Annotated in this window: 21 protein-coding genes; 1 reads left to right on the top strand and 20 read right to left on the bottom strand. The window is 54.2% G+C overall.

Annotation, left to right across the window (positions count from 1 at the left end; translation table 11 throughout):
- Window positions 1-39: 39 nt before the first annotated feature.
- From D7Z26_RS19465 to D7Z26_RS19410, 12 genes are all read right to left on the bottom strand, one after another.
- Window positions 40-1,092, bottom strand: coding sequence for an NAD(P)/FAD-dependent oxidoreductase (locus D7Z26_RS19465; protein WP_120978681.1), 1,053 nt, complete (start codon window positions 1,090-1,092; stop codon window positions 40-42).
- 310 nt (window positions 1,093-1,402) lie between these two features.
- On the bottom strand, window positions 1,403-2,248 hold the full coding sequence (gene ku / locus D7Z26_RS19460; protein WP_120978680.1) for a non-homologous end joining protein Ku: 846 nt from the start codon (window positions 2,246-2,248) through the stop codon (window positions 1,403-1,405).
- Between the two features lie 119 nt (window positions 2,249-2,367).
- On the bottom strand, window positions 2,368-2,934 hold the full coding sequence (locus D7Z26_RS19455; protein ID WP_120978679.1) for a beta-class carbonic anhydrase: 567 nt from the start codon (window positions 2,932-2,934) through the stop codon (window positions 2,368-2,370).
- A 125-nt stretch (window positions 2,935-3,059) separates the two neighbouring features.
- Window positions 3,060-4,775 carry a cellulase family glycosylhydrolase gene (locus D7Z26_RS19450; RefSeq protein ID WP_120978678.1) on the bottom strand — a complete coding sequence of 572 codons (1,716 nt, stop codon included), beginning with the start codon at window positions 4,773-4,775 and terminating at the stop codon, window positions 3,060-3,062.
- Window positions 4,776-4,793: 18 nt separating this feature from the next.
- On the bottom strand, window positions 4,794-5,633 hold the full coding sequence (locus D7Z26_RS19445; RefSeq protein ID WP_120978677.1) for a carbohydrate ABC transporter permease: 840 nt from the start codon (window positions 5,631-5,633) through the stop codon (window positions 4,794-4,796).
- Window positions 5,630-6,517, bottom strand: a complete 888-nt coding sequence (locus D7Z26_RS19440; protein WP_120978676.1) for a carbohydrate ABC transporter permease — start codon at window positions 6,515-6,517, stop codon at window positions 5,630-5,632. The genes D7Z26_RS19445 and D7Z26_RS19440 overlap by 4 nt, the downstream gene beginning before the upstream one ends.
- Window positions 6,518-6,550: 33 nt before the next feature.
- Window positions 6,551-7,897: an ABC transporter substrate-binding protein gene (locus D7Z26_RS19435; protein WP_120978675.1), complete on the bottom strand. Its 1,347-nt coding sequence runs from the start codon at window positions 7,895-7,897 to the stop codon at window positions 6,551-6,553.
- 128 nt (window positions 7,898-8,025) lie between these two features.
- Entirely contained in the window at window positions 8,026-9,156 is a 1,131-nt protein-coding gene (locus tag D7Z26_RS19430; RefSeq protein WP_120978674.1) for a response regulator transcription factor, read from the bottom strand.
- The gene (locus tag D7Z26_RS19425) at window positions 9,146-10,930 is read right to left on the bottom strand and encodes a sensor histidine kinase (RefSeq protein WP_120978673.1); all 1,785 of its coding nucleotides are present in this window, start codon (window positions 10,928-10,930) and stop codon (window positions 9,146-9,148) included. The genes D7Z26_RS19430 and D7Z26_RS19425 overlap by 11 nt, the downstream gene beginning before the upstream one ends.
- Window positions 10,931-11,463: 533 nt before the next feature.
- The gene (locus D7Z26_RS19420) at window positions 11,464-14,322 is read right to left on the bottom strand and encodes a glycosyl hydrolase family 28-related protein (protein WP_120978672.1); all 2,859 of its coding nucleotides are present in this window, start codon (window positions 14,320-14,322) and stop codon (window positions 11,464-11,466) included.
- Between the two features lie 175 nt (window positions 14,323-14,497).
- A complete protein-coding gene (locus tag D7Z26_RS19415; RefSeq protein WP_120978671.1) occupies window positions 14,498-15,013 on the bottom strand; it encodes a TraR/DksA C4-type zinc finger protein in 516 nt (171 codons plus the stop codon).
- Window positions 15,014-15,025: 12 nt separating this feature from the next.
- Window positions 15,026-15,265: a hypothetical protein gene (locus D7Z26_RS19410; protein WP_233567056.1), complete on the bottom strand. Its 240-nt coding sequence runs from the start codon at window positions 15,263-15,265 to the stop codon at window positions 15,026-15,028.
- A gap of 512 nt (window positions 15,266-15,777) precedes the next feature.
- On the opposite strand from D7Z26_RS19410, the gene udk reads away from it, so the two are divergent.
- Window positions 15,778-16,401 carry a uridine kinase gene (gene udk, locus D7Z26_RS19405; protein ID WP_120978670.1) on the top strand — a complete coding sequence of 208 codons (624 nt, stop codon included), beginning with the start codon at window positions 15,778-15,780 and terminating at the stop codon, window positions 16,399-16,401.
- Window positions 16,402-16,464: 63 nt separating this feature from the next.
- Here the strand turns inward: udk and D7Z26_RS19400 are convergent, their stop codons facing one another.
- The 8 genes from D7Z26_RS19400 to D7Z26_RS19360 form a co-directional block, all read right to left on the bottom strand.
- On the bottom strand, window positions 16,465-16,650 hold the full coding sequence (locus D7Z26_RS19400; protein ID WP_120978669.1) for a hypothetical protein: 186 nt from the start codon (window positions 16,648-16,650) through the stop codon (window positions 16,465-16,467).
- 718 nt (window positions 16,651-17,368) lie between these two features.
- On the bottom strand, window positions 17,369-18,220 hold the full coding sequence (locus tag D7Z26_RS19390) for a patatin-like phospholipase family protein (RefSeq protein WP_120978667.1): 852 nt from the start codon (window positions 18,218-18,220) through the stop codon (window positions 17,369-17,371).
- A 76-nt stretch (window positions 18,221-18,296) separates the two neighbouring features.
- On the bottom strand, window positions 18,297-19,211 hold the full coding sequence (locus tag D7Z26_RS19385; protein WP_120978666.1) for an aldo/keto reductase: 915 nt from the start codon (window positions 19,209-19,211) through the stop codon (window positions 18,297-18,299).
- Between the two features lie 125 nt (window positions 19,212-19,336).
- The gene (locus tag D7Z26_RS19380; protein WP_120978665.1) at window positions 19,337-20,158 is read right to left on the bottom strand and encodes an inositol monophosphatase family protein; all 822 of its coding nucleotides are present in this window, start codon (window positions 20,156-20,158) and stop codon (window positions 19,337-19,339) included.
- 10 nt (window positions 20,159-20,168) lie between these two features.
- Window positions 20,169-20,609, bottom strand: coding sequence for a DMT family transporter (locus D7Z26_RS19375; protein ID WP_120978664.1), 441 nt, complete (start codon window positions 20,607-20,609; stop codon window positions 20,169-20,171).
- Between the two features lie 2 nt (window positions 20,610-20,611).
- Window positions 20,612-21,550: a ComEC/Rec2 family competence protein gene (locus D7Z26_RS19370; RefSeq protein WP_120978663.1), complete on the bottom strand. Its 939-nt coding sequence runs from the start codon at window positions 21,548-21,550 to the stop codon at window positions 20,612-20,614.
- On the bottom strand, window positions 21,547-22,644 hold the full coding sequence (locus D7Z26_RS19365; protein WP_158602377.1) for an ABC transporter ATP-binding protein: 1,098 nt from the start codon (window positions 22,642-22,644) through the stop codon (window positions 21,547-21,549). Before D7Z26_RS19365 ends, D7Z26_RS19370 begins: the two co-directional genes overlap by 4 nt.
- A gap of 30 nt (window positions 22,645-22,674) precedes the next feature.
- Entirely contained in the window at window positions 22,675-24,285 is a 1,611-nt protein-coding gene (locus tag D7Z26_RS19360) for an ABC transporter permease (protein ID WP_120978661.1), read from the bottom strand.
- Between the last annotated feature and the right edge of the window lie 30 nt (window positions 24,286-24,315).

Genomic DNA, 24,315 nt, shown 5'->3' with positions numbered 1-24,315 from the left:
GCAGGTATCATGCCTGCTCGGCCTTTTGTAAGTAACGGCTTATTTCCCGAACAATTGCTTCTTCAGCTCGCGATTCCGTTCGACGAATCTATCGTTATGCGAAGATACCATCGCATACGCTTCCGCCTCCGGCGTAATATACTGCTTGGCTTTATTCACGGCGTTGGCCGCGTCCTGGAACGCTCCCGCGATCAGATGCAGCTTGCCTTCATGGGCGAGAATATCCCCCGCCGCGTAGATACCTTCGATCGACGTCTCGCTCATCGGAGTACCTGCGATTCCCCACTCGTTCTTCATCCGGATTTGGACCTCGCTGTTTTCCAACAAATCTTTATCGCGCTCGTAACCGTAATTGATAATGACTTCGTCGACCGCCAGTTCGACCTGCGCTCCGTCTTCGACGTTTCGCAACAGCACGCGCTCGATCGCTTCTTGGCCTTTTTCGGCAATCAGCTTATCGATCTCGGTATTGAACAGGCAGACGACGGAACTGGCGAGAAGCCGCGACACTTCAGCTTCATGCCCTTTGAGCGCATCCTTCCGATAAGTTAAATACACTTTCTCCGCGATCGGCTCCAATTCGTTCGCCCAATCGATCGCCGCGTTGCCGCCGCCCGAGATGAGCACCGTTTTACCTTTGAAGCGTCCCAGAGATTTCACCGTATAGTGCAGGTTGGCGACCTCGAACTTCTCCGCGCCTTCCAGTTGCAGCTTTGTCGGCTTCAGAATGCCGCCGCCTACGGCGAGAATGACGGTTTTCGAGTAATGCATCCGCCCCGATGACGTATGCAACACGAAAATCCCTTCCGAATCTTTGGAGATGGATGTTACCTTCTCTCCCAACACGATCTCGGGATCGAATGTCTTTCCTTGAGCGATCAATTGCTCGATGAGCCGTTCACCGGTCGTTGGCGTCAGCCCGCCGACGTCCCAGATCATTTTCTCGGGGTAGACGTTGACCTTGCCGCCGAGAAACGGCTGAAACTCGATAATCTTGGCCTTCATCTCTCGCAAACCGCTATAGAAAGCGGAGAACAATCCCGCCGGACCGCCTCCGATAATCGTCACATCGAGAATTTCCCGATCGTTCATTTTGCTTTCTCTCCTCATCCCCTGATTGTTGCTTAAATTGTACTACATTTTCATTGAGAATGAAAATCATTATTGACGCATGTTCGCGAAAAACCAAAAAAGCTGTCCCTCGGGTCTTTTACGACCTCGGCGACAGCCCCTTACCGGTGTGGTGCACCTACATTTTCTGCAGATTGTTTGGAGTAGCACGCTGTCGGCGTACTGCAGCCAACATTCCGCACGATTTCACTTATTTAGCACGCTGGCAGCGTACTGCAAGTTGGGTGACCAGGAGTGTTGCCGCTACGCCTAACCGCCCCTCTACCCTTCTTCAGTGCGTCTGATTAAAGTCCGACTGCGTGAACGCGTCGTTCCCGCCATTGACCGAATCGAGGCTCGTCGTCAACGAGGCTAGCAGATCCTCCAAGTTCGACGCCCCTCGCTGCAGCGCCGGTTGCTCGGAATCCGCGGCGACCCGCGGCGCGAGCTTCGTGATTTTGCCGTCGATCAGAGCTCTGAGAGCCGCATCGTAATGATTGGCGTAACGAGCGCCTTCGAACGGCGACGTCATCGCATGGATCAGTTTGTTAAACACGAGCATATGAGCTTCAGGTACGGGTGATTTGCCGGACATAGCGGGCGAAGAAGCGTATACGGGCGCCATGGCGCGGACCTCGTCCTCGTACAGCATCGTCGAGAGAACGAGTCCTTCCCCAAGCGGCCAGATCGCGGCCAAACTTTGGACGGAGCGGAGCGTCAAGTATCCGATGCCGATTTTGCGCGCTTGCGCGAGACATGCATGAAGAAGCCTGAATCCCTCTTCTCCGACCTCGTCGGTTCCCACGTAGTAGTGCTTCTTCAGCCGAAGCCGCTCTACCTCCGTCTCGTCCGCGAACTGCTCGATAATCATCGTCTTGGAAGCCTGCGGCGTGATGCCCTTCAGTTCCTCCTCGGTAATCTCCACGTAATTGCCGCCGCCCAAGTCGTATACCTTACGGATGTCTTCTTGCTCTATTTTGCTCTCGCAAAGCTGGCAATATTTCAAATGGGACACGCCGCCCCCGCAGAGCGAATGCGTCTGCTTGAGCGAAAGTTCCTTGTCCTCCGTTGCGGCATACAACTTGATCGGAATTTGAATTTTGGCGATTTGAACGGTTCCCTTCCACATCGCGTGCATCTATCATTTCTCCCTCGCTAGTTTCGTATATTCCTTGTATTGCCTATGCGAGGGCAAACGATACGCGCCGGAACGCATAACAAAACCCGCCAGACAGATGCCGGCGGGTTCTAATGGTTCTACTCTTCCCTATAATCTTCGACGATGACTTCAACCGCTCCTGTCTCGGGATCCATCACGAAGCCGTGGACGGGAACTTCCTTAGGGAAGAGCGGGTGTCTGCGGATCATTCTCACGCTGTGCATAACGCCTTCCTCCGGCCTTTGAAAACCTTTCAGGAATTTATCCATGCGGATGCCGGAATCCTCGAGCGTCTTGATGGCGAGAGGGTCGATACCCCGCGCGACGAACTTGTCGACCATCTGGACCGGATCGATCTCCGTCATCCCGCAACCATGGTGGCCGATTACGATGACCTCATGCGCATTCAAAGCGTACACGGCTACGAGGATGCTGCGCATCGCGCTTCCGAATGGTTGGGTCAGAATGGCTCCCGCGTTCTTGATGAATTTGGCGTCGCCGTTCTTAAGTCCGAGCGCCTTCGGAAGCAGCTCGCTAAGTCTTGTATCCATGCAAGTCAGTATGGCGAGCTTCTTATCCGGAAACTTATCCGTCAGAAAATCCTTGTAGCGTTTTTCTTCAACGAATTTTTGATTGATTGCCAATAGGCTCGGTACGATCGACATCGGGGGCCTCCCTGCTCAGCGCGGATAGAAGCGCTTCGACTAGAATAATTTGTTCTAGTCTATCATCAAAACGATGCCTATGGCAAAGGTGACATATCCAAGAGATGCGATATTTGCCGACCGACTTACTCCTCCACTCGAATCCACTCGAGCGATAGAGGACCTCCGACGGCTTTCACGACAATGCGGCACCTTCCCGCTTCCGACGAGATCCGTTCCCGGAGGCGTACGACCCGCCATGTGGCTCCGTCGGAATTCGCTACGTCTTCTGTCGCATCTTCCGGCTCCGCGATTCCGATCATCCGTTCACCGACATAAACGGCAGCTTGGCCTTCGGGCTCCGTTCCGTTTGGCGAGCGGACGGATAGCGCAATTTTCAACCCGCGGGACATTTCCGCCTCTTCCACACCCTCGATTCCCGCCGATCCAGCTTCAGCCACGTTCACCTCGTACTCCAGCCAATCTCCTTCATCAAGACGAACGTACATCCACTGGTCCGGCGTCCAAGCTTCCCCGCGGCCATGCTGGTAATTCGGTTGCTCGAGAACGCCCGTCTTGAACCGAATATCGGTGCCGTCCCCGTCGCGGAATCCGATCTTTTTCTCCGCATGCTTGCCTATCCCGAAGCTTAGGCCCTCTCCCCGGTAGCCGTAGAATATCGCGGGAATGCGAATCCCCGGCTTGAACAGCAACGCGTTCGCCACTTCCGGATAATAATCGCACCGCTCCAAAGCGAGATTACGCAAGTATTCCGTCAGAATCCGCTCCGCTTCCTCGGCACTCGGCTTCTCCCCGCCTTCCAAATACGAGACGAGCTTCGGCCAGCCATCGGGCAAACGCACGGAGCATGGAGAGTTAGTCGTGTCCAGCTTCTTCCACGTCCAGAAGTTCCATGAGATCCCATGGTCCTCGAACAACCGGAAAGCTCCCGCATACCATTCGACGTTGTTTTCCCCGCCTTCGCCCATGAAGATTGGGACGTTCCACTCGTCGCGTTTGTCGAGGTACGTTTGAATGCTTTCGGTATCCGGATTGTTCCAATACTTGTGGAATTGGAGCAGAACGTTGTCGTCGATCATGCGGCCGTCCTCTCCCGGCTCGAAAATCGACCAATCCGTCGACCAATGCACGCCTTCCAGAATGATCAGATGCCGGTCGTCCACCTCCCGGATTTCCCGAACGATATCCCGGTACAACGGCATGACTCTGTCGTTGTACTCCGCGAACCAATTCGGAAGCGGCTCGTTCAGCAGATCGTATCCCGCCACGATCCATTCGTCCCGGTAACGCTCCGCCAGCATGCGCCACAAAGCGATCGTCAGCCGACGATTGTTTTCATCTAGGAACAGCTCCGGCTTATCGCGAGGCGAATCGTCGATGTTCGTGCCGGTCTGGCCGCCGGGGGCGCCGTGCAAGTCCAAAATGACGTACACCCCGTGCTTCCTGCACCAACCGATCACGCGATCGAGCAACTCTAAATGCCCTTCATGGTATTCGCCATCTCCGTCTCCCGCAAACAGAAACCGGGAGTTGATCGGCACGCGCACGGAGTTAAAGCCCTCCTCGGCGATACGCCGAATATCCGCCTCCGCGATGTAACGATCGTAATACGTCTCCCAAAACCGCGTTGCCTTCTCCTCTCCGATCAAATCGACGATCATTCGTTCGATGCGGCGAGGACGGTCTCCCGCGTCGGGAAACTTCCACATGTACCCTTCGGGCAACAGCCAGCTACCGAAGCCTACGCCTCGCAATATAACCTCGCGTCCTTCACCGTTCACGAGCCTGCGGCCTTCCGCTTTCAGAAAGCCGGTAACGACAGTATCCTTTTCCGCGTTCATGATGTTAACCTCCGAACCCTAACCTTTCACGGCGCCTTCGGCGATTCCGTGGAGAATGTATTTTTGCAGCAGCAGATAGAAAACGATAACCGGCAGCATGGCCAGTACGAGCGAAGCCAAGATCGCCGACCAGTCGTTGTTGCCGTACTCCCCGAACAGCATGTTCGTCGAGATGAGCAGCGTATAAGACTTGCTGTTCGTAAGCATGAGCAGCGGCAGCAGGAAATCGTTCCACATCCAGAGCAAATTCAGGATCGCCGTAGTCGCCGTTACGGGCAACAGCAGCGGGAAGATGACGACGAAGAACAGGCGGAAATCCCCGCATCCGTCGATGACCGCCGCCTCGTCGAGCTCCCTGGGAATCGACTTCACGAATCCGTGATAGAGAAAAATCGCGAACGATACGCCCAAACCGATGTAGATGAAGCCCAACCCCCACGTCGAGCCTTGAACGTCCAACGATCGGGAGATCCGCGTCAGCGTGATCATGATCGAATGGAACGGAATAAGCATGGATAACACGAATACGAGGAAAATCGCGTTGCTCAAGCGCCCGGTTGAACGGGACAGCTTGTAGCCCGCCATAGAAGCGAACAGGATGATGCCGGCCAAGCCGATTGCCGCCACTTCGGCCGTATTGCCGAGACTGCGCCAGTAATGGATTTTGCGGAACGCGTCAGCGTAATTGCCGAATTCGAGTCGCGACGGAATCGACAGAATGCCGTTCAGCATGTCCCCTTCCGTCTTGAGCGAATTCAACAGGCCCATGTAAATCGGGAACAGGGTGAACACCGCGGCGATGCCTAAAAACAGGACGATGACGACCGAACCGGCCCTTCCTCCTTTGCCCAAGATCATGCCTCCACCTCCCGGTTTTTCATGACCCGAAGTTGAACGACCGTAATCAACATGACGATAAGGAAAAGAATGATCGCCTTCGCGCTAGCGTAGCCGTACCGGTTGCTGTTCGCGAACGCTTCCTCGAAAATATTGAGCGCGATAACCTGCGTCGCCCGTCCCGGTCCGCCTCCCGTCAACGAGTAAACGGCTTCGAACACTTTGAACGAGCTGTTGAGCGTGAGGAAAATGCCGATCGTTACCGCCGGATAGATCATCGGGAGCGTTACGTAACGGAACGACTGCCATGCATTCGCGCCGTCGATGGCGGCCGATTCCTTGAGATGGGACGGAATGCCCTGAAGAGCGGCAACGTATATAACCATCAAATAGCCTACGCCGCCCCACAGCGACAAAATTAGTATTGCGATAAAAGAATACGTCGGGTCGCCGATCCACGATTGATCCAGGAACCGAAGCCCCGTATGCGCCGCGATGTCCGGCAGCACCTTCGTGAAAATAAACAACCACATAAACCCGCCGATGATCAAGCTGATCATGTTCGGCATGAAGAAGATCGTCCGGAACAGCGATTTCGTGCGCCGGCGCGATTCGATCAAGACCGCGAGTCCGATGGCGATCGCGTTCTGCAGAACGACCATGCAAACGACGTATTTGAGCGTGAACAGGATCGCGTCGATGAAGTAAGAATCATCCGTCAGCGCTTCGACGTAATTGGCGAATCCCACCCTCGAGTAGGCGGGATTCAGCCCGTTCCAATCCGTCATGCTGTATCCGACGCCCCCGAAAGCGGGGGCGAGGACGAATACGGCATAGAAGAGCAATGCGGGGAACGCGAAGGCGAGCAGGATGACCGTTTGTTTCGTTTTTTTCGTCCATGTCATCAGGTTATCACTCCCGGTCGCCTTTGCAGGCCATTACTTGCCGCCTGCGGCCGCTTTGATCGCGTTCGCCCAAGTTTTATCCATATCTTTGATGAACTGCTCTTTCGTCACTTTCTTCGTATAGTACCCTTGCAGCAGCTTCGCTTGTTCGTCGGTGACGCCGTTCGGCAGCTTCAAGTCTTGGTATGCCTTTCCTTGCGAGACGTACGTCATCGCTTCGTCGACCCAAGGGAACGATTTGTACGTATGGATGGACGAGATCGGATTGAACTTCAGTTCCTCGAAGAAGGCCGAAGACGCTTGATCGTCGAGCAAGTAGTTAAGCAAGTCGAACGCGACGTCCTTGTTCTTGCTCGTCGGAGACACGGCGATCGAAGTCGAGGAGCTCAAGTTGATCATCGTTCCCTTCGGATCGTTGCTGACGGGAAGCGGAGCGACGCCGAACTCCATGCTCGGGTTAGCCTTCTGGATCGATTCCGCCATCCACGGGCCTTGCACCCACATGGCCGCCTTGCCGTTCGCGAAGTCCGTGGCGCCGGCGGCGCTACTCACTTCGAACGGCTTAGCCGATCCGTTCGCGTTGATCAGGTCGATGATGTCGAAAATACCGGACACGTCGGCATAAGAGCCTTCGCCTTTGTTCATTCGGTCGATCCAATCCGTTTGTTGGGAATTGACGATGCCGCCAAGCGAGAGCGCCGTCATCAGCTGCGGTACCCACGATTCTTGGAAAGCCAGCTCGAACGCGGGAATTCCGGCGGCTTTGAGCTTCTCGGTGGCCGCTTTCATTTCGTCCAACGTCTGCGGAGGCGTAATGCCGTTGTCCGCGAATATTTTTTTGTTGTATAGATAACCCCATGACAAGCTTTCAAGCGGAAGCGCCGGTACTTTGCCGTCGTATGCGACCGTTTGCTTCACGCTATCGAACAGCTTGCCTACCGCGGGTTGGGAAGACAAATCTTCCAAGTATCCCGCGTCGTAATACGCCGGGATATCGTTCGCGTGAATGGCGAAAACGTCGGGAGCATCGTTCGAGGCGAGACGGGTTTGCAAGATTTGCTTCGCCTGATCGGAGTTCGGCATCTCGAGGTCGATCGTGACGTCGATGTTTTTCTCTTTCAATTCCTTCGCCTTGAATTGCTCGAAGTAGGCATCGAATTGATCTTTGAAACGCGGAAGGGTGAGAAATACTTTCAGTTTGACTTGTTTGGCCGGTTCCTGCGAAGCCGGCTCCGCGCTCTTGCTCGGTTCGGCGGAAGACGCGCCCGGAGACGCTTCGTTCGACGGATCGCCGTTATTGTTTTTGTTTCCGGAAGAGCAGGCCGACAGCACGGACAACAGCATGGCCAGGACGAGAACCAAATAGGACGCTTTCTTCATTGTTTTTTCCCCCTTAGGTTTGACTGCACCCTCAGTATAAAGAAAGCGATTGCAACGATCATTCGACGCCATTAGCATTCGGCATTGCATCATATTGATACGAACGCTTCATGCGGAAGGAATCCCACTTATTCTTTTCGCAGATCTCCCGGGGTGACGCCGTAATGCTTCTTGAACACCCTGTAGAAATACGCGATATCCGCATACCCCGTCAGTTGCGCCGCGTGTTTGATCGACAAGCCTTCGTCCAGAATATACGATTTGGCCGCTTCCATCCGTTTGCGGACGATCGCGTCGGTCACGTTCTCCCCGGTGGCCGCCTTGTAGGCTCTGCTAAGATGTTCTTTGCTGACGAAAAAACGCTGCGCGATCGTCTCGAGCGAAATCGCCTCCGGATAAAACCGTTCGATATGCGCTTGGACGTCGTCGATGTTCAGCTTCGCCTTGCTTTTGCGCTCGCCTACGATGGCTAAGATCGCCGCTTCGTACAACAATCCGGCTTTCCGCGTCGCTTCGGCGATCGGGGACCGATTCTCGGATTGCGAATCGGACTCCCCCTCCGTTTCCGTTCTCGTTCCGTTCTGCAACAGATCCAGCCGAAGCTCGTGTCCGGAAGCGAACTCCTCCAGCATCGTCGTGAAGTCGTGCGCGATCTTGGTCGGCAACCCGGCGTCCGGCATCGCGGCGTCTTGCAGGTTCGTTTCCAGATAGGCTCCGAGCTTGCGAAAAGAATCGCGCACGGCGTCCGCCTTCAGCTCCAGCAAGTACCCGTAGATCATTTTGCGGTAAGAGGCGTAGTGTTCAAGGACGACCGTGTCCTGGAAAATCGCCGGGGGCATCGCCTGCCGTTCCGGTTCAGCCTCTCGCGCCCGCGCGACGGATTCATCCAACTCCCGGATGCATTGAGCCAAGGAAACCCCGAGCTCCTCCGGATCGATCGGCTTGAGGAGGTAGTTGACCGCTCGCGATCTGATCGCCTGCTTCAGATAAACGAAGTCGTCGTATCCGCTCATGACGATGATTTTGGCCGCCGGGTAACGTTCGTTCATCTCTTGAAGCAACTCCACGCCCTCCAAACCCGGCATCCTCATATCCGTAACGACGATGTCCGCCGCAAGCTTCCCCATTTTTCGAATGCCTTCATTGCCGTCCTCGGCTTCCCCGACGACCTTCAGCCCTAAACTGTCCCACTGCCCGAGCGACTTGACGACCTGCCTGGACCAGGGTTCGTCGTCGATAATGAGTACGTTATATGCCATTCCCGTTCCCTCCTACCGATTCGCTGGGCAGCAGGATAACGACCAGCGTCCCCGTGCCTGCATTGCTGAAAAGCCGAACCCCGTATCGCTCGCCGAATTGTAGCTTCAGCCTCGAATCGACGTTCAGAAGCCCGATGCCTTTGCGCGATTTCGGTCCGTTCCTCGCTTCGTCTCCGGAAGCCCGCGAGACGCCCCCGTTCATCTCTTCCCTTAACGCGTTAAGCCTCTCCGCGGTCATGCCCACGCCTTCGTCCTTAACCAGCAGCGCGATACGTCCGCCGATGCGCTTCACCCGGACTTCGAGCGCCCATTTTCCTTCCTTGCGCTGAAGTCCATGCTCGAACGCGTTCTCCACGATCGGCTGAAGGGTGAACTTCGGAAGTTTGCAAGCAAGCGCGGACTCGTCTATCGTAACGTTCGCCGTGCAACGCCCCGTAAATCTCAATTCTTGGATAAACAAATAATTCCGCATATGGGTCAGCTCTTGCTGGAGGGGGACAACGTCGTCGTCCGTGCTGATCGAGTAGCGCAGCAAATCCCCGATGACCCGCGTAATCCGGTAAATCTCCGGCGCGTCCTTTGCCAGAGCCATTCCCCCGATCAAGTGGAGCGTATTGTTCAGAAAATGGGGATTGATCTGCGCTTGGAGCGCCTTGAGCTGCGCGTTCTTCACTTGAATTTCTCGTTGGTATCCGTTCTCGATCAATTCCTTGATCCGCTGGATCATCGAGTTATAACCATGCTGCAGCAACCCGATCTCGTCGTGACTATTCACCGATTTCGTCTCGAAGCTCTGGATCGGCGCCATGCGCATCGTACGCGCCAAGCTTACGATCGGTCTGCTGATCCGCAGCGACACGAGCACGGAAAGCAGGATCGAAGCGGCCGCGAACAGGCTTCCCGTCAGGAAACCCGCCCGGATCGTCGGCTTGGCGCTCTGGGTGACGTTGCGGACCGGAATGACTTTGACGACCGTCAGCTGGCCGTCCCCGATTTTCTTCGCGAAGTAGAAATACTCGTCCGTTCGTCTGAAATCGAGTCGCGAATCCTTCAAATCCAGACGGTTCAACCGATCTACGACTTCCGCCGAAGCGATCGTCTTCGTGGATCCGGACAACAATTCTCCCTCGTCGTTCAGCAGGAAGACGGAGCTCTCGGCCTCCGACTGCAAAATATTGCTGACTTCTTTCCATACGTCCTTCTTGATTCGCAACGAGATGCCGCCTTGCAATCGCCGGTCGGAGAAACGGTTAATGCCGTGAAACGCATAGATGCCGTCGTCCTCTTGCTTGAAGTACATGCCGATCGGCCCCTTCTCCATCCGGCTCCAGGCGCCCGCGCGGATGTCGAGCTTGGAGATCGAGCCGCTGTCCGCGTAACTGACGGAAAACGTCCGTTTGCTGGAATGGCTGTACAGCGTCAGAAAGTCTATTTTTCGCGTGTTCGCGTAGAAAACCGAAGTGACCGCGTCCCGAATGACGTTATGGGACTGGACCTGTGTTCCCAGGTCGGAGCCTCCGGACGTATCGATGCCCCAGTTTTCCATCAACTGTTCGTTGATTTGCAGCGTGACGAACATCATGTCGATCTGCTCGATCAACTCGTTCAAGTATTGATCCGCCCACATCATGCGCGATTCGTTCGCGCCGATCAGCTCCTTCTCGACGGATTGGCGCGTATTCGTCGTGCCGATCCAAGTCATCGTAACGACCGGAAGCGCGGTCAAGCCGATCATCAGGACCATTAGCCGCAGCCGAATGCTGATTCTTCTCATCTATAACCGTTCCTCTCTCGTCGATAGGTCGGCGCTCCCGGCTCGGATGTAACCGCTTTCGAATATTTCTATCATACATCCGACGCCGCGGCCGTTCATTGCAATAGATTGATCTACGGTTATTGTACAATATTGATCTCGCAATCGGGCACTGGGAATCGTCGGCAGACAAACAAAATCAAAACCGAAAAACCCGCTCCGGGTATTTATCGTCCGGAGCGAGTTTTTCGACATGAAGAAGCGGTTATCCGTATACCTCGAACTCCGACACTTGGCCGCCGTTCGCGCCCGTATTGGCCGTGAAATTCAACTTCAAATAACGAACGCTACGATTCCTCCTCTGATTTGATCCTTCCTCGTTACGGTAGCGTGGGCGTTCATCCCTCCCTCTTCGAATAATGAGAAGCCGATTGCCTCTCGATGTCGCTTGCCCCGTTGAAACGAAAAAGCATCCGCCATTCCGGGTTGTTGTCGTGTCAAGCTGCGCAACAAGCGGGAAAAGCGGATGCAGGAATAAGTCTGGTTTTGGAGGCTTAGGAAGACGGCGTCGATCGGGATTTCCGGCGATAGACGTATACCGCTAACGCTCCGGCAGCCAGCAGCAGGACGATTCCTCCTGCGACTAGCCATAACGCGCGGTCCGAATTCCCGTGGCTACTGACGGCCGGGTCTGCGACAATCGTCGATGGCGGCGGTGACGCTTGGGCGGCGCTCGGCCCCGGAGACGGCGAAACGGTCTCGCCGCCAGGCGGTTTGGCGAAAGCGAGATTGCTCTGATTGTTCCGCCATTCCCCCATCTTCTTCAAGTACGCGCTGCCCGCGTCGATGATCGACGACCGGGCGAACAGCCGGGATTCGCCGCCGACGTTCAGCAGCGATCGCGCGGACGAGACGACGGAACTGTCCAGACGAAGACGGCTGGCGTTCGTCAGCTTGGCGAAGCCGTATTCGCCGGGGTTGGCAAAGTTCGCCAGTTGCAAGCTTACCGTTCCGCCGTCCAGAAGGATGCCCGTTCCGGGGTTTCCCCAGAAGTCCGCGCCGAAAAGCCGGACTTCACCGGCGAACGCCGGACTCGCTTCCACATAGCGCGTGTCCTCGCCGCCCCCGATCGATACGATCTGCGTGTCCACAAAATCGAAGCCTTCCTCGCCCGTCGCTTCGAGCAGGATGCTTTTCCGCGAGCCGTCGACGCCGAGGCCGACGCTGACGCCGGTCGGGCCGCGGCCGTTCTCGGCGGTCAGCACGAGCCCTTTGGCGGAACCATAGTGGAAGTTGTTGTACAGCGTCTCGTCTTTCACGTCTCCGAGAATCATAAACGCAAGGTTGTTAAAGCCGTAATCGTACACGGCTTTGCTATCTCCCGCCGGCGAGTTCGGCCAAGTGCCGAACTTGGATTCCCTGCCCGCGGCGTAGACGAGCTGGTTGAATTGCAAGTTGCTGATCAGCCCGCCTTCGGTTCCTCCGCCGACCCGTATGCCGGTCTTGAACACGTGGCCGGTCACGAAGTCGACGAAGTGGCCGTCGGTCTTGTTCGTATATAAATCGATCCCGCTATACACGGCCCTCAGGCCTACGTTCACGATATAGACGTCCTTGCCCGTCGCTCTGATCGCGTACGGGTAAGCGGCGACGTTCGGTAATTGCGTCGCAAGCTGCTCGGGGTAATTGAAAGTAATGCCGCGCAAGCCGCTTCCTTCGGACAACTTCACGAAAGGCTCGCCGTTAGGATTGCCTCGATCGGCGTAAGCTTCGAGTATGCTTCCCGGACCGGTCGGCACGGTGCTGTTGTCGACGGAGCCCTTCAGTTCGACGCCGGTTGGTACGGTCAAGTGCCCTGCGACCTTGTACTTGCCTGGAGGTAGGAACACGACGCCTCCCCCGTCCGACGCAGCTCGGTCGAGCGCCTTCTGGATGGCTGACGTATTGTCGGTCGTCCCATCGTTCTTCGCGCCGAAAGGGGCATCTGTTACGACGTATAGCGCCATTCGGGCGGGCTTATGCGTCTCGGCCGCGATCGTCGGGAACGTCGGCAACTTCGCCATCCCTACGGGTTCGTGATCGATCGTCGTCAGAAACTTGGACGCGTTCTCGATGTCCGCCTTCTCCTTGAAGCGGTTACCGGTCACGATGCCGCGCGCGTTGTCCAACAGCCGAATTTGCGGCGCGGCGTTATCAAAGTCCGAATCGGACGGCATGAACGTTCCGCCTGAGATCGCCACTTCTCCGCGTTCGATCTTACTCTGCCGAAGCAGCACTTTGGCTTTCGACGCCGCGTTCACCTGCAAGGCGGTATCGGCGTCCACGTCGATGCCGCTTAATTGGATAACGCCGTTCGCGGACGGTCCGACGGAGATGCCGGTCTCGCCGTCCCGAATATGAACGTTCGTGAACATGACGCCGACGTCCGCCGCGACTTCGAAGTCGATCGCCGTCCGATTCCGCGTAAAAGTCAGCTCGTAGTTGTGGCCGTTTGGAGCGGCCCCCTCGCTCGTAATGGACGGCGCGAGATGGAAGCCTTTGTTGTATCCGTCGACCGTAATGTATCCGGTGTACGACCAATCGTTTCTCCTCATGACGATGCCGGTCCCATTGTCGCGAATCCATTGCTCGAAAGCGCTCCCCTTCGCGGGAGCGTTCGGCAAGCCGGAGCCGGACCAGTAGTCCGGCGAGAAGTCGATCCATTCGATGCGACCGACGTCGACGATGTTGTCGATCTCCACTCCGCGCGACAGCGGCGTGCCGTAGATGCCGTTCAGCGTAGGACCCGTTCCGCCGTTCTTTCGGGAGAAAACGAGGCCGGAATACGCATTTACGAACGTAACGTTCTTGGCATTGTTAAATTCGTTGCCAAAGTAATTCGGCTTGCCGAATTCGATGGCGGGCGGGTAGGGCGTTATGCTGTCGGGGAGTTGCTCCGGGTACCAGATCGACAGGTCCCGAACGGCTCCGGACGTCACCATTCGGATGAAAGGCGTCGCTTCCTCGTCCCCGCGACCGGAGTAAGCCATCAGAATCGTTCCTTGAATCGGCTGCCCTCTGACGGGTTTGCTCCATTCCCCGCGCAAAGTAACTCCTTTCGGAATTTCGAGCGTGCCTTTGATAACGTATTTGCCTTCCGGCACGAACAATGTCCCTCCTCCGAGGCGACCGAGCGAATCGAGCAGCTCTTGGAAAACGGCGGTGACGTCCGTGACGCCGTCGCCTGTCGCCCCGAAGTCCTTGACGGAGTAAGCGGCGACGAACGTGTCCGCGGTTTCATATTTCGTCTGGACGAGCTGCCATTTCGGTGGGGCATCTGCCGCGGAAGCAGATCTGCCTGGAATGGGTGCCAACGTGCTTATAGAGGTGAATAACAGAACGGCTACGATAAGCCGCGACAGCTTCCGGATCATGGGGATAGACCTCCTCGTGCGAATGCCTATAATTGTATCGAACTTCCAGTCTCTTCCCCATGAGGCGAATATAAATTATGTACCTCATTCTTGGCTTGTTTGCATGAAAAAGACGCTACCGAACCGATCCGCTTCAGATCAATTCGAATAGCGTATGTTCATTCGAAAGCACGGTCTACAGCGCGCGAGCGTCTACGTCAGGCTGATTGCTTTCGACCGGAGAATCGGAGCTTCCGTACCGCTCGACGGATTCCCAGGAACCCGCGTCGTCGAACTTATCCACGGTCTGCTGCATCGTCTGTTCCTCTACGGGACGCCCCGCCGGATCTCCTACTTGCGGAGTATCCTTCAAGCAAGTCGGAGCGGATGGAATGGCTTCGAGACGTTCGTATGGAATTTGTTCTCCGCATACTACGCATCGGCCGTACGTTCCTTTAGCCATCCGATCCAGCGCTCCTTCGATTTCATCTAACCGCTCGCCGAACGCGTCGTCGACCGCTTGGTCCCGTTCGCGTTCGAACGTTTCCGTCCCCAGATCCGCGGGATGGTTGTCGTAAGAAGACAATTCCCCCGTAGCCCCGGACAACGCGTTTTCTTTTTCCTCCAGGTCGAAATGCCGTTCGATTTCCCGTTTCTCTTCCACGAGCCTACCTTGCAGCTTGGCTAACCGATCTTCGTTTAAGAGCTTCATTTTCATCCCTCCTCAGGGCTTGTACTTCTTCTCGCTGGATGACGAGCTTTTGGTTTTGGTCGGCTGTTTCTCGTCTTGCGCGGACAGGTTCAACTCTTCGACAGGAATCGCGTCCACGTTCCTCTCGCTCTCCCAGCGATCGAATAAGCTTTCGTTCTCCGTCGGGTACTGCTCGGGGTGGTCCCGGTCGTTGCTTTGCGGTATCGGCGGTTTTTCCTTGAACGGTTTCCTTAGCCGTTGGTCTGTTCCCATCGTTCGCCACCTCCATGCTATCTATTAAACTCCTAGCGCGGAAAACAACCTTTCGGGCTCTTGTTAGACGGTTGGAAAAGTTTATTATCTGACAATTCAGAATTTTAACTAGACTTCTAGATTCAGGTTTGATAAGATAACCCTATAGGAAAGGAGGTGCGTCAACATTCAGAGTCACATGTTGAACGTATCCCTTACCCGATCCAGCCAGTAACGACTTCCGGCTGGAGGCGCGGGATACGGTTAAGAAATGACCAAGCGCCTTTCGGGTAGAAAGAAGACCGTCCCCAGGACGGTCTTCTTCTCGTTGTGGGGCACGGGTTCATGCGGATTTGGCTCTTCGTTTATCGTAACAAGTCGGATCATAACCTGATAGATTTCTCATAATAAGGCATATTTCCCTGAAACACCTTGTCGCAGGAGCGGATCGGCAACGTGAAATCGCGGACTTGCTGTGCTACAATACGGTGATTAGATCGGCAAGCACGCCTAGGGAGGAACATCGAACGACCATGCTCATTATTGGAATCGCGGGAGGAACCGGCTCAGGTAAAACAACCGTAGCCCGTTCCGTCATCGACCGCCTTGGGTCGGATAAAGTTACTTTTATCTCCCAAGATAATTATTACAAAGACCATTCCCATCTCTCCGCGGCAGATCGAAGGGCGATTAATTACGATCATCCTCTCGTCTTCGACAACGAATTGTTGGTTACGCACTTAAAATTGCTGAAAGCGGGACAAACCGCATTGGCTCCGGTGTACGACTTCACTACGGATTCCCGCTCGCCCTCGGAGACCGTTGAACTCAGGCCATACAACATCGTCATCATCGAAGGCCTGCACGTCTTATCGGACGAGAATCTCCGGGAAATGCTCGACATTAAAGTGTTCGTCGATACCGATCCCGACGTACGCATATTGCGACGGGTACTTCGGGACATCGAGGAACGCGGACGGACGATTCAATCGGTTCACGACCAGTACATGAAAACCGTTAAGCCTATGCACGAAGCATTCATCGAGCCATCCAAAAAATACGCGGACCTCATTATCCCCGAAGGCGGGCAAAATGAAGTCGGCATTCAAGTGCTGTCGATTTTGACGGAGAAATATTTGTTCGGGAAACGAATTTAGTCTATCGGAACATGTTTAAGAGTGGAAACGCGAGGAGTATGCAAGCATCGTTCGGCATACTCTCTACGATTCCGCGGAAGGCTCCTCGTTCGACGCCCCTTCGCGCCTATGCCCCCCGATAGGCCGATTCAACAAAGTGAGCAAAGACTCCGGATATTCCGAAGCTAATGGATCGTCCAGAAGATCCGCCTCTTCCTCCAACTCCCTGCTTTCCTGTACGGATTGATAGATCGTATATAATAAGCCCATTCACACGAACCTCCTATGTCCTGTCGGATGAGAATAGTTCTGATTTCTTCCTCATCTTAATTGATAATGATTATCATTGTCAATTAAGATGGAAGGCTATTTGTCCATTTCGCGGCCCTTCTCCGGCGAATGGGATGCAATAATTTTAACATCCCCGACGATGATCGTATGTTCCAACGCTCGAACTGCCTGGCTGTTTCCAAGCCTATACCTTTGTTCGCCTATGTATGGAGCGCCGTCTTCGTTTGCTCCTGGTCGAGTTCAATGCTTTTTATCACTAAGCGTCCAGACGTAAAAAAACACTCCCTTAAGAGGAGTGCCGATTTGTCGAGTAAGTTTAAAATGCGGACCGAGCATCCTATTCGCGTAACCGTGATCTTAACTGCACGAAATTCCTTCGCAATCGCTCCTCATACGATGAAAAACATCGTAAGAGCACAATTTTGGTGGGAAACCGCGCTTCTTACGATGAACAACATCGTAAGGGCGTCGATTCTGAAGGGAAACCCCCTATTTTGGCCAACATGCGATGAAAAACATCGTAACAGTTCGATTTTGGTGGGAAACCGCGCGTCTTACGATGAAAAACATCATAAGGGGGGCAATTCTGAAGGGAAATCCCCTATTTTAACCACCATGCGATGAAAAACATCGTAACAGTAAGATTCTCACGGAAAGCGAGCGTCAAAAGGAGGGTCCGGGGTCCAGCGCTAAAGAATCACTTCTCCGCCCAAGCCAGCATGGCCGGCAACAGCTGCTTCGCATCCTCGTAGCCTTGCATGTATAACGCGTCCAGCTTCACGGGGTCCTTTTCCATCCGTCCTACTTTTAAAGGCTCTTTGGGCCGGATGACGAAACACGAACCGTTTTTCTCTTGCTTGCGGACATAGTCCACCGTACCATTGTAGATCTCGTGCCTGCTCAGCATGATTTTTACGAACTTAGGAAACTTGCCGAAAACTCTCCGAACGATCCAGGAAAAACGATTCCGCGATTTGCGGTACTCGTCGTTACGAGTCAAGATGACGACGTTGCGCCGGTAACCGTCTTGTTCCGCCTGACGGACCGGTATCGGATCGGATATGCCCCCGTCAAGCAGCTTCCTGCCCCCGTACTCGACGATCGGCGCGATAAAAGGCAAGGAACTCGACGCCCGAAGCACCTTAGCTAAGTCGAACCCCGGCTCGCTTTTCCGATAAAACACCGTTTCCCCGGTTTCGATATCCGTCGTTCCGACGACGAGCTCCTCGCGGCTTTGTCCGAATGTCTCATAATCGAAAGGGACGAGGGAATTCGGGATCTCGTCGAAAATAAAATCCATCCCGAACAATTGCCCGCTTTTCCAAAAATTTCTCCATGAGATATAGCGCGGATCTTTTACCCAGTCCGTATTAATGACTTTGTTCCGCCCTCTCTGCTTGGACAGATAACTCGTCGCCATGCATGCCCCTGCAGAAACGCCTACTGTATAAGGAAAATAAAGATCCTGCTCCGCGAAAAACTCAAGCACGCCGGCCGTATAAACCCCGCGCATGCCTCCGCCTTCCAATACTAGACCCATGGAATTCATGACTAATCTCCTTACCTTACGGATACTTCCAACACAGCTATAGTATAGCCATTGTACCCATCGGCGCTCGGACTAGTCAATTTTGTCGAATTCGGTGAACCTCGTAGCGATTCGCTTTACTCGCTCTCCGTATGGTCTCTACTTCCTCAACCGTTAGCTCCGGGACGCAAGCTGCCGCTAGATTTTGCATAAGCTGCTCGCGGGAACTGGCTCCCGGGATGACGGCGGCAACGGACGGTTGGCTAAGCGAATAACGGATCGCAAGTTGGGACAAGCTTCGTTGTTCCGACGTCAAAGCTTGCAATCGCTCGCGAAGGTCGCTTAGTTCCTCTATGCCATAGTTCAAATGCGGCTTGGTTAGTTGCCGGTTCGCCGCAAGCGCTCCGCTGGCCAAAGGTCCCCTTGCGATAATGCTAATCCCATGCTCTTGAAGCAAGGGCAGCACTTCCTCTTCCGCTCGGCGGTCTACGATGCTGTAGGGATTCATGACGCTTACGATCGACGACCTCGCGACGTATTCCCGGATCACGTTCGGACGAATGGAAGAAATGCCGTAATAACGGATATGCCCCTCCCGTTTCAATTCCTCGAAGGCTTCGATCGTTTCGTCGATCGGATCGTCAAGCGTCCCTCCGTGAAGCTGATACAAGTCGATATACTCCGTCCGAAGCCGGCTCAGGCTTCCCTTGACCGCCGACTTGATATAGGACTTGGAAGCATCCCAAGACCAACCTTCTTGCCCGGGCGTGCGCCGATTGCCCACTTTCGTCGCCAACACGACGCGATCGCGCCGTCCCTGAATAGCCTTGCCTACAAACTCTTCATTCAGGCCATCATCGTACAAATCCGCGGTATCGAGCAAATTAACGCCCCGATCCAATGCTTCATGCACGAGGGAAATCGCCTTGCTTTCTTCCGTCCCCAACGACATGCATCCCAGCCCGATCTCGCTAACCCATAGCTCGGATGAGCCTAGTTTGTTTATTTTCATCGTTCTTCAGCTCCTTCGATGATCCTCGCGTACACTCCTATACAACGATACGCATATCTTTCCTCTATCGCAACTCGCTTGATCGGAGTATTGCTTGCTAAGATCAACGGCCATCGAACGAACGCCTATAACAAGGATAGAAACGCCCTATGAACTCCGCCGTTAGACGCTACCAAAGTATTGTCGCTTAATCGAAACGGCTCTCCCGATTTGTTGGTGACGCTGCCGCCGGCTTCTTGAATGATAAGCGCTCCGGCAGCTACGTCCCAAGGATACAGACCGTCGTGCCAGAAGCCGGTAAGCTTGCCGGACGCGACAAAACACAAGTCCAAGCTGGCGGAACCGAGAATCCGCACGTTTCTAGACTTTCCCGTTAGATTGCCGATCTGCTCGACGACAGGTGAGTCCGGCTTCCAATCGTCGGCTTGAAAGCCGGTTGCCAGCAGGGCGTTTTCCAATCGCGCCTCCGTACTCGCATGAATAGGTTGTCCGTTCAAGAAAGCCCCATGACCCCTTTGGGCGGAATAAAGCTCCCTGGTTATTGGGTTATATACGACTCCGCATACGAGTACATCATCCCGCATAATGCCTATCGAGATCGCGAAATGGGATAATCCATGGATAAAATTCGTCGTCCCGTCGATCGGGTCTATAATCCATCCGTAACCTTCGTTCGGTTGTAAGAAGGCGTCATAGGCATTCCCTAAGCCGCCGTCCGTTTCCTCGGACATAATCCAGTGTTCCGGATAATCGCCGGCAATCCGCTCGCGCACGATTCGCTCGCTTAGCAGATCGACCTCGGTAACCAGATCCGATGCGTTCTTTTTTTCCTGAATATGCAATGGCTTCTTCATAACGCTCAATATCCGCTCGCCGGCTTCCGTCGCGTACCGGGTTGCGTCTTGCAGCAGTCGTTCCTCGTAACTCCCGTTCTCGATTTCGTTCATATTTTCTCCCTTAACCGGATGATTTCATTAAGCACCACACGCCTGTCATAATGATCAGGATGCTGCCTAGCTTAGATAGGGTAAACGGATTGCGCGGCAAGCCCATCAATCCGAAATGATCGATAACGGCCGAAGCGATGATCTGTCCCGCGATCATAAGGATAAAGACGGACAACGCCCCGACCGACCCCGTCGCGTAAGAGACTCCGAACATAATCGCCACGCCCAGTATTCCCGCGACGATGATCCACGGCCAAAGACCGGGTTGGAAAATAACCGACTTGAAACGCCACACCGCCAAGGAAGCAACGATAACCTGTACGGCCGACACGCCTATGATCATCCCGTATTGGCCGAGCCCTTTGCCGACATGAGCGTTGATCATCCCTTGAATTACTCCCAGCATGCCTGCCGAGAGGGCGAGCAACAAATTAAAACCATAGGATTTCATGTTTAGTCTCCGTATCCGATATCGATAATCGCCGTCTCGCTCTCCAACCGGCGGGGAATCCCGTCTTCCGCTTGGCCCGTGAGACAGATTGAGGCTCCGGAGACGGAACGAAGGCTCTCCCAGCCCGGCCGCATATTCCCGCAACGGTCGGCGCTAATGGGAATAACGCAATGGATAGGGTTTATCCATTCCATAACGCGGGCGTTAAAGGCATCCGGAAGTCCGTGATGGGATACCTTCCATACCCAACTTTGAAGGTCCATCCTTTGGGCCAAGCGTTCCCAACCGGCCTCCAATAGATCGCCGCCGAATAAAATACTCTTGTCGGGTTCCCGCTCGAAGCTCAGTCGATAGACCGAACTGTCGTCGTTGGACAGCTCGAAGAAACGTTCCAAGACCCCCAAGTCTTCTTCTTCGATTGCTTGCAATAAGATTTCATAAGCCGGAAGCGGATCTCCCGCTCCGTCCCAAGGATAAAGCTGGGCGAGCGATGCGCCGTCTTCCGACCAGAGTACCGCTTGCTCTTCCGTTCCGTAATCGCTTCGCCAGATGATCTCGGTTCCTTGCTCCGTCAAAAGATGAATCAGCGTTAAATAGGCATTCAGCATCCCGTATACACGTCTTGCTAACTCGCTTCCGTCTTGCCGGACCTTTGCCTCGGGCATCAGCTTGAAGGGCCGATAAGGTAGAACGGCTTTGCTCACCGTTTTCGTTATGGCGATATCGAGTAGCCCGTTAAGATGATCCTCGTGAATATGGGTCAGAATCAGCCAATCGAGATGACTGATCCCTTGTCTGACCATCCAAGATAGAGGGTGATCCTGATCGGCGGAGAAGGTGCCGTCCCCTCCGTCGATTAAAGTTATGCTCCCGGAGGGCAACCGGATCAGATGAGCGTCTCCCCAGCCCACATGCAGGAATTGCACTTGTACCTTCTTCATCGCGCGGCCCCCGGGAGAACATGAATCTGGTGCTTATCCAGCGTAAAATGAATTTCGCCCCGCAGATACCCCCGCACGCTCGGACTCGTATCGTCGACGATCCATTGCAGCGACGCGCCGTTCACCCAATATCGAATCGTGCGCCCAAGGAAGCTGTTTTTCTCGATGACGCCGCTCCACAAATTGTCGCGAATGCCGCCGATGTCGGCCTCATCGATAATCGATAGACATTCCGGCCGTATAACAAGGGTTACCTTGTCTCCCGACCGCCAAGAATGACCGGCGCTTGGACATACCCTGAACAAGGACGACCCGCTCCGGACCACGATGTCGTTTCCTTCTATAGCGGCAACCTCACCTTCCACGAAGTTAGCCGTCCCGACAAAGTCGGCGACGAACGGACTTTGCGGCTTAAAGTAAATATCCCAAGGGGTGCCTACTTGAGCGATGCGTCCGCGCTCAAACACCGCAATCGTATCCGATATCGCCAGAGCCTCGTCCTGATCGTGCGTAACGAAAATAGCCGTAATCCCTAAGCGCTGCTGCAGCTCTCTAAGCTCATTCCTTACTTCGACCCTCATCTTGGCGTCGAGATTGCTCAGCGGTTCGTCCATAAGCAATATCTGCTGTCCCGTAATTAACGCTCTGGCAAATGCCACCCGTTGCTGTTGCCCTCCGCTCAGCTCCTTGGGCTGCCTTCCTTGCAGGCCTTGAAGTCCGAACATATCCAGCATGGCGTCCACTTTGGCTTTCGTTTCCTGTTTGGAAAGGTTCTGCAGCTTTAATCCATACGAGATGTTATCGTATACGGTCATGTGCGGGAAAAGGGCATACTCTTGGAACACGAGCGGAGTGTTTCTCTTGAATACCGGCGTTCCGTTTACTTGTTGTCCATGGATATAGATTTGACCTTGATCCGGCTCGTAGAATCCCGCGATCAGTCGCATTAGCGTTGTTTTGCCGCAGCCGCTCGGCCCGAGCAGGGTCGTGAAGCTGCCCTTGGGTATATCGAGGGAAACATCGCTTATGGCTTCGAACCGTCCGAAGGTTTTCGTCACGTTCTCTATTTTAATTGCACTCTCGGTTACGCTCATGATGACCTCCAGCTCCATTTTTCGCACCAGTTAAAATTCGATTGATTTGCCGTCTTTTCTGATCAACAGCTTCATCGCGAGCAGCACGACGAAGGCAATCGTGATCAACACGGCGGTAAAGGCCGACGCGCTCCCCCAATTCCCATCCTGCACGAGACTGAGAATGGATATGGTACCTACCGATGTTTTCGCCGAATAAATAAAGACGATGACGCTGAGACAGGTGATCGACCTCAAGAACGATGTAACGATTCCCGTCATGAACGGTCCCTTCAGTAAAGGGAGGACGATTTTCCTGAAGGTAGTAAAGCTGCCCGCCCCCAAGTTCTGAGAGGCTTCCTCCAGCGCTCCGCCGATCTGTTGAAGACCGGCCAAACAGGCGCTGTAGCACGTCGGTAAATTCCAAAACATCAATGCCAGCACCATGATCGCGGAAGTCCCGGTAAGCAATAGAGGCTCTTGGTTGAAAGCGATCGCGAAGCCTAGGCCAAGGAATACCCCGGGCACAGCCCCCGGCAGGATCGCCAGGAAATCAAGCGCGGCATTAACGCCCACGCGTTTCTTCTGAACGATATAAGCTAGCGGCAACGCAAGCAATCCCGCAGCTATAGACGAGATGAAGGCAAATTTCAGACTGTTGTAGATTTCTCTTCCTTTATTCGTGACGTAGTCGATATTTTTGAAGGTAAACGACCAATCATACCCCCACGTCGTCGTGAACGCGCCATAGAACAGAACCCCGTAGACGGCGAGTATGAAGAGGGTCACGAAAGCGCAGAAGGCAAACAGCCCCCATTTGACTGCGCTCGGAAGCGGATAATGCTCCAAGGACGTTTCTTTGCCGGTAATGGTAACGTACGATTTTTTGCCTACCCAGAATCTATTCCACAGGAATAAGCCAAGCGCGGGAACGAGCAATGCGGTGGAAAGAACGGTAGCCGATCTTAAGTCGAATAGTCCGGACATCTGCATATAAGCTTCCGTCGGCAATACGTTGAAGTTCCCGGCTATGATGGCCGGATTCCCGAAGTCGGCCAGCACGTTCATCGCCGCAATCAGAGCACCGCCGGCGACGCCCGGACGACATAACGGAAAGAATACCTTCTTGAACACTTGCCAGTGCGTTCCGCCTAAATTGTAGGCCGCATACTCCATATTCGTGGAGATGGATTTCATGACTCCGTGAATGACGGCAAAAGCGTAGGGGAAGAAAGTAATCGTCTGAACCATCCACAGGCCATGCCAGCCGTAAACGTCGAAATTCATATGCAGCACATGCTTGGAAATCATCCCCTGCCTGCCGAAGAGCAAAATATAAGACAGCGCAACGATAAACGGCGGAGACACGATGGGCAGTATCGTAATGAATTTAAATAGCCCTTTGAAAGGGACATTTAACCTTGTTATCGTATAGGAAAATACAAACGCAATAAATGTACAGGAAATCGTGGAAATCGCCGTTATAAACAAGCTATTCAGCGCAGCATGACTCCAACGGGAATTCGTAAAAAGCTTCAGATAATCTTCCAAATGCGAATAGCTAACGACCTTGAGAATCGGCCACAAGATAAAAAAAACGGTAACCAGAATAATGGCGGCTATACCGATCGCGAGCAATGGTTCTTTCCTTAACCTTTTCATTTCCAGCCAAGTTTCTCTAGCAGCAGGAGA

It is taken from the genome of Cohnella endophytica (genome assembly GCF_003628305.1).
Taxonomy (GTDB): Bacteria; Bacillota; Bacilli; order Paenibacillales; family Paenibacillaceae; genus Cohnella; species Cohnella endophytica.
The sequence above is the reverse complement of the archived record's forward strand: the minus strand, read 5'-3'. Positions and strand labels throughout refer to the sequence as shown.

What these genes read in the sequence shown, in the direction of transcription:
- D7Z26_RS19390 (WP_120978667.1), bottom strand. Translation starts at nt 18,220, where the DNA reads ATGAATTCCATGGGTCTAGTATTGGAAGGCGGAGGCATGCGCGGGGTT.
- D7Z26_RS19365 (WP_158602377.1), bottom strand. Translation starts at nt 22,644, where the DNA reads ATGAGCGTAACCGAGAGTGCAATTAAAATAGAGAACGTGACGAAAACC.
- D7Z26_RS19455 (WP_120978679.1), bottom strand. Translation starts at nt 2,934, where the DNA reads ATGTCGATCGTACCGAGCCTATTGGCAATCAATCAAAAATTCGTTGAA.
- D7Z26_RS19440 (WP_120978676.1), bottom strand. Translation starts at nt 6,517, where the DNA reads ATGACATGGACGAAAAAAACGAAACAAACGGTCATCCTGCTCGCCTTC.
- D7Z26_RS19415 (WP_120978671.1), bottom strand. Translation starts at nt 15,013, where the DNA reads ATGAAGCTCTTAAACGAAGATCGGTTAGCCAAGCTGCAAGGTAGGCTC.
- D7Z26_RS19450 (WP_120978678.1), bottom strand. Translation starts at nt 4,775, where the DNA reads ATGAACGCGGAAAAGGATACTGTCGTTACCGGCTTTCTGAAAGCGGAA.
- D7Z26_RS19400 (WP_120978669.1), bottom strand. Translation starts at nt 16,650, where the DNA reads ATGGGCTTATTATATACGATCTATCAATCCGTACAGGAAAGCAGGGAG.
- D7Z26_RS19410 (WP_233567056.1), bottom strand. Translation starts at nt 15,265, where the DNA reads ATGGGAACAGACCAACGGCTAAGGAAACCGTTCAAGGAAAAACCGCCG.
- D7Z26_RS19375 (WP_120978664.1), bottom strand. Translation starts at nt 20,609, where the DNA reads ATGAAATCCTATGGTTTTAATTTGTTGCTCGCCCTCTCGGCAGGCATG.
- D7Z26_RS19435 (WP_120978675.1), bottom strand. Translation starts at nt 7,897, where the DNA reads ATGAAGAAAGCGTCCTATTTGGTTCTCGTCCTGGCCATGCTGTTGTCC.
- D7Z26_RS19360 (WP_120978661.1), bottom strand. Translation starts at nt 24,285, where the DNA reads ATGAAAAGGTTAAGGAAAGAACCATTGCTCGCGATCGGTATAGCCGCC.
- udk (WP_120978670.1), top strand. Translation starts at nt 15,778, where the DNA reads ATGCTCATTATTGGAATCGCGGGAGGAACCGGCTCAGGTAAAACAACC.
- ku (WP_120978680.1), bottom strand. Translation starts at nt 2,248, where the DNA reads ATGCACGCGATGTGGAAGGGAACCGTTCAAATCGCCAAAATTCAAATT.
- D7Z26_RS19425 (WP_120978673.1), bottom strand. Translation starts at nt 10,930, where the DNA reads ATGAGAAGAATCAGCATTCGGCTGCGGCTAATGGTCCTGATGATCGGC.
- D7Z26_RS19465 (WP_120978681.1), bottom strand. Translation starts at nt 1,092, where the DNA reads ATGAACGATCGGGAAATTCTCGATGTGACGATTATCGGAGGCGGTCCG.
- D7Z26_RS19370 (WP_120978663.1), bottom strand. Translation starts at nt 21,550, where the DNA reads ATGAAGAAGGTACAAGTGCAATTCCTGCATGTGGGCTGGGGAGACGCT.
- D7Z26_RS19445 (WP_120978677.1), bottom strand. Translation starts at nt 5,633, where the DNA reads ATGATCTTGGGCAAAGGAGGAAGGGCCGGTTCGGTCGTCATCGTCCTG.
- D7Z26_RS19380 (WP_120978665.1), bottom strand. Translation starts at nt 20,158, where the DNA reads ATGAACGAAATCGAGAACGGGAGTTACGAGGAACGACTGCTGCAAGAC.
- D7Z26_RS19420 (WP_120978672.1), bottom strand. Translation starts at nt 14,322, where the DNA reads ATGATCCGGAAGCTGTCGCGGCTTATCGTAGCCGTTCTGTTATTCACC.
- D7Z26_RS19385 (WP_120978666.1), bottom strand. Translation starts at nt 19,211, where the DNA reads ATGAAAATAAACAAACTAGGCTCATCCGAGCTATGGGTTAGCGAGATC.
- D7Z26_RS19430 (WP_120978674.1), bottom strand. Translation starts at nt 9,156, where the DNA reads ATGGCATATAACGTACTCATTATCGACGACGAACCCTGGTCCAGGCAG.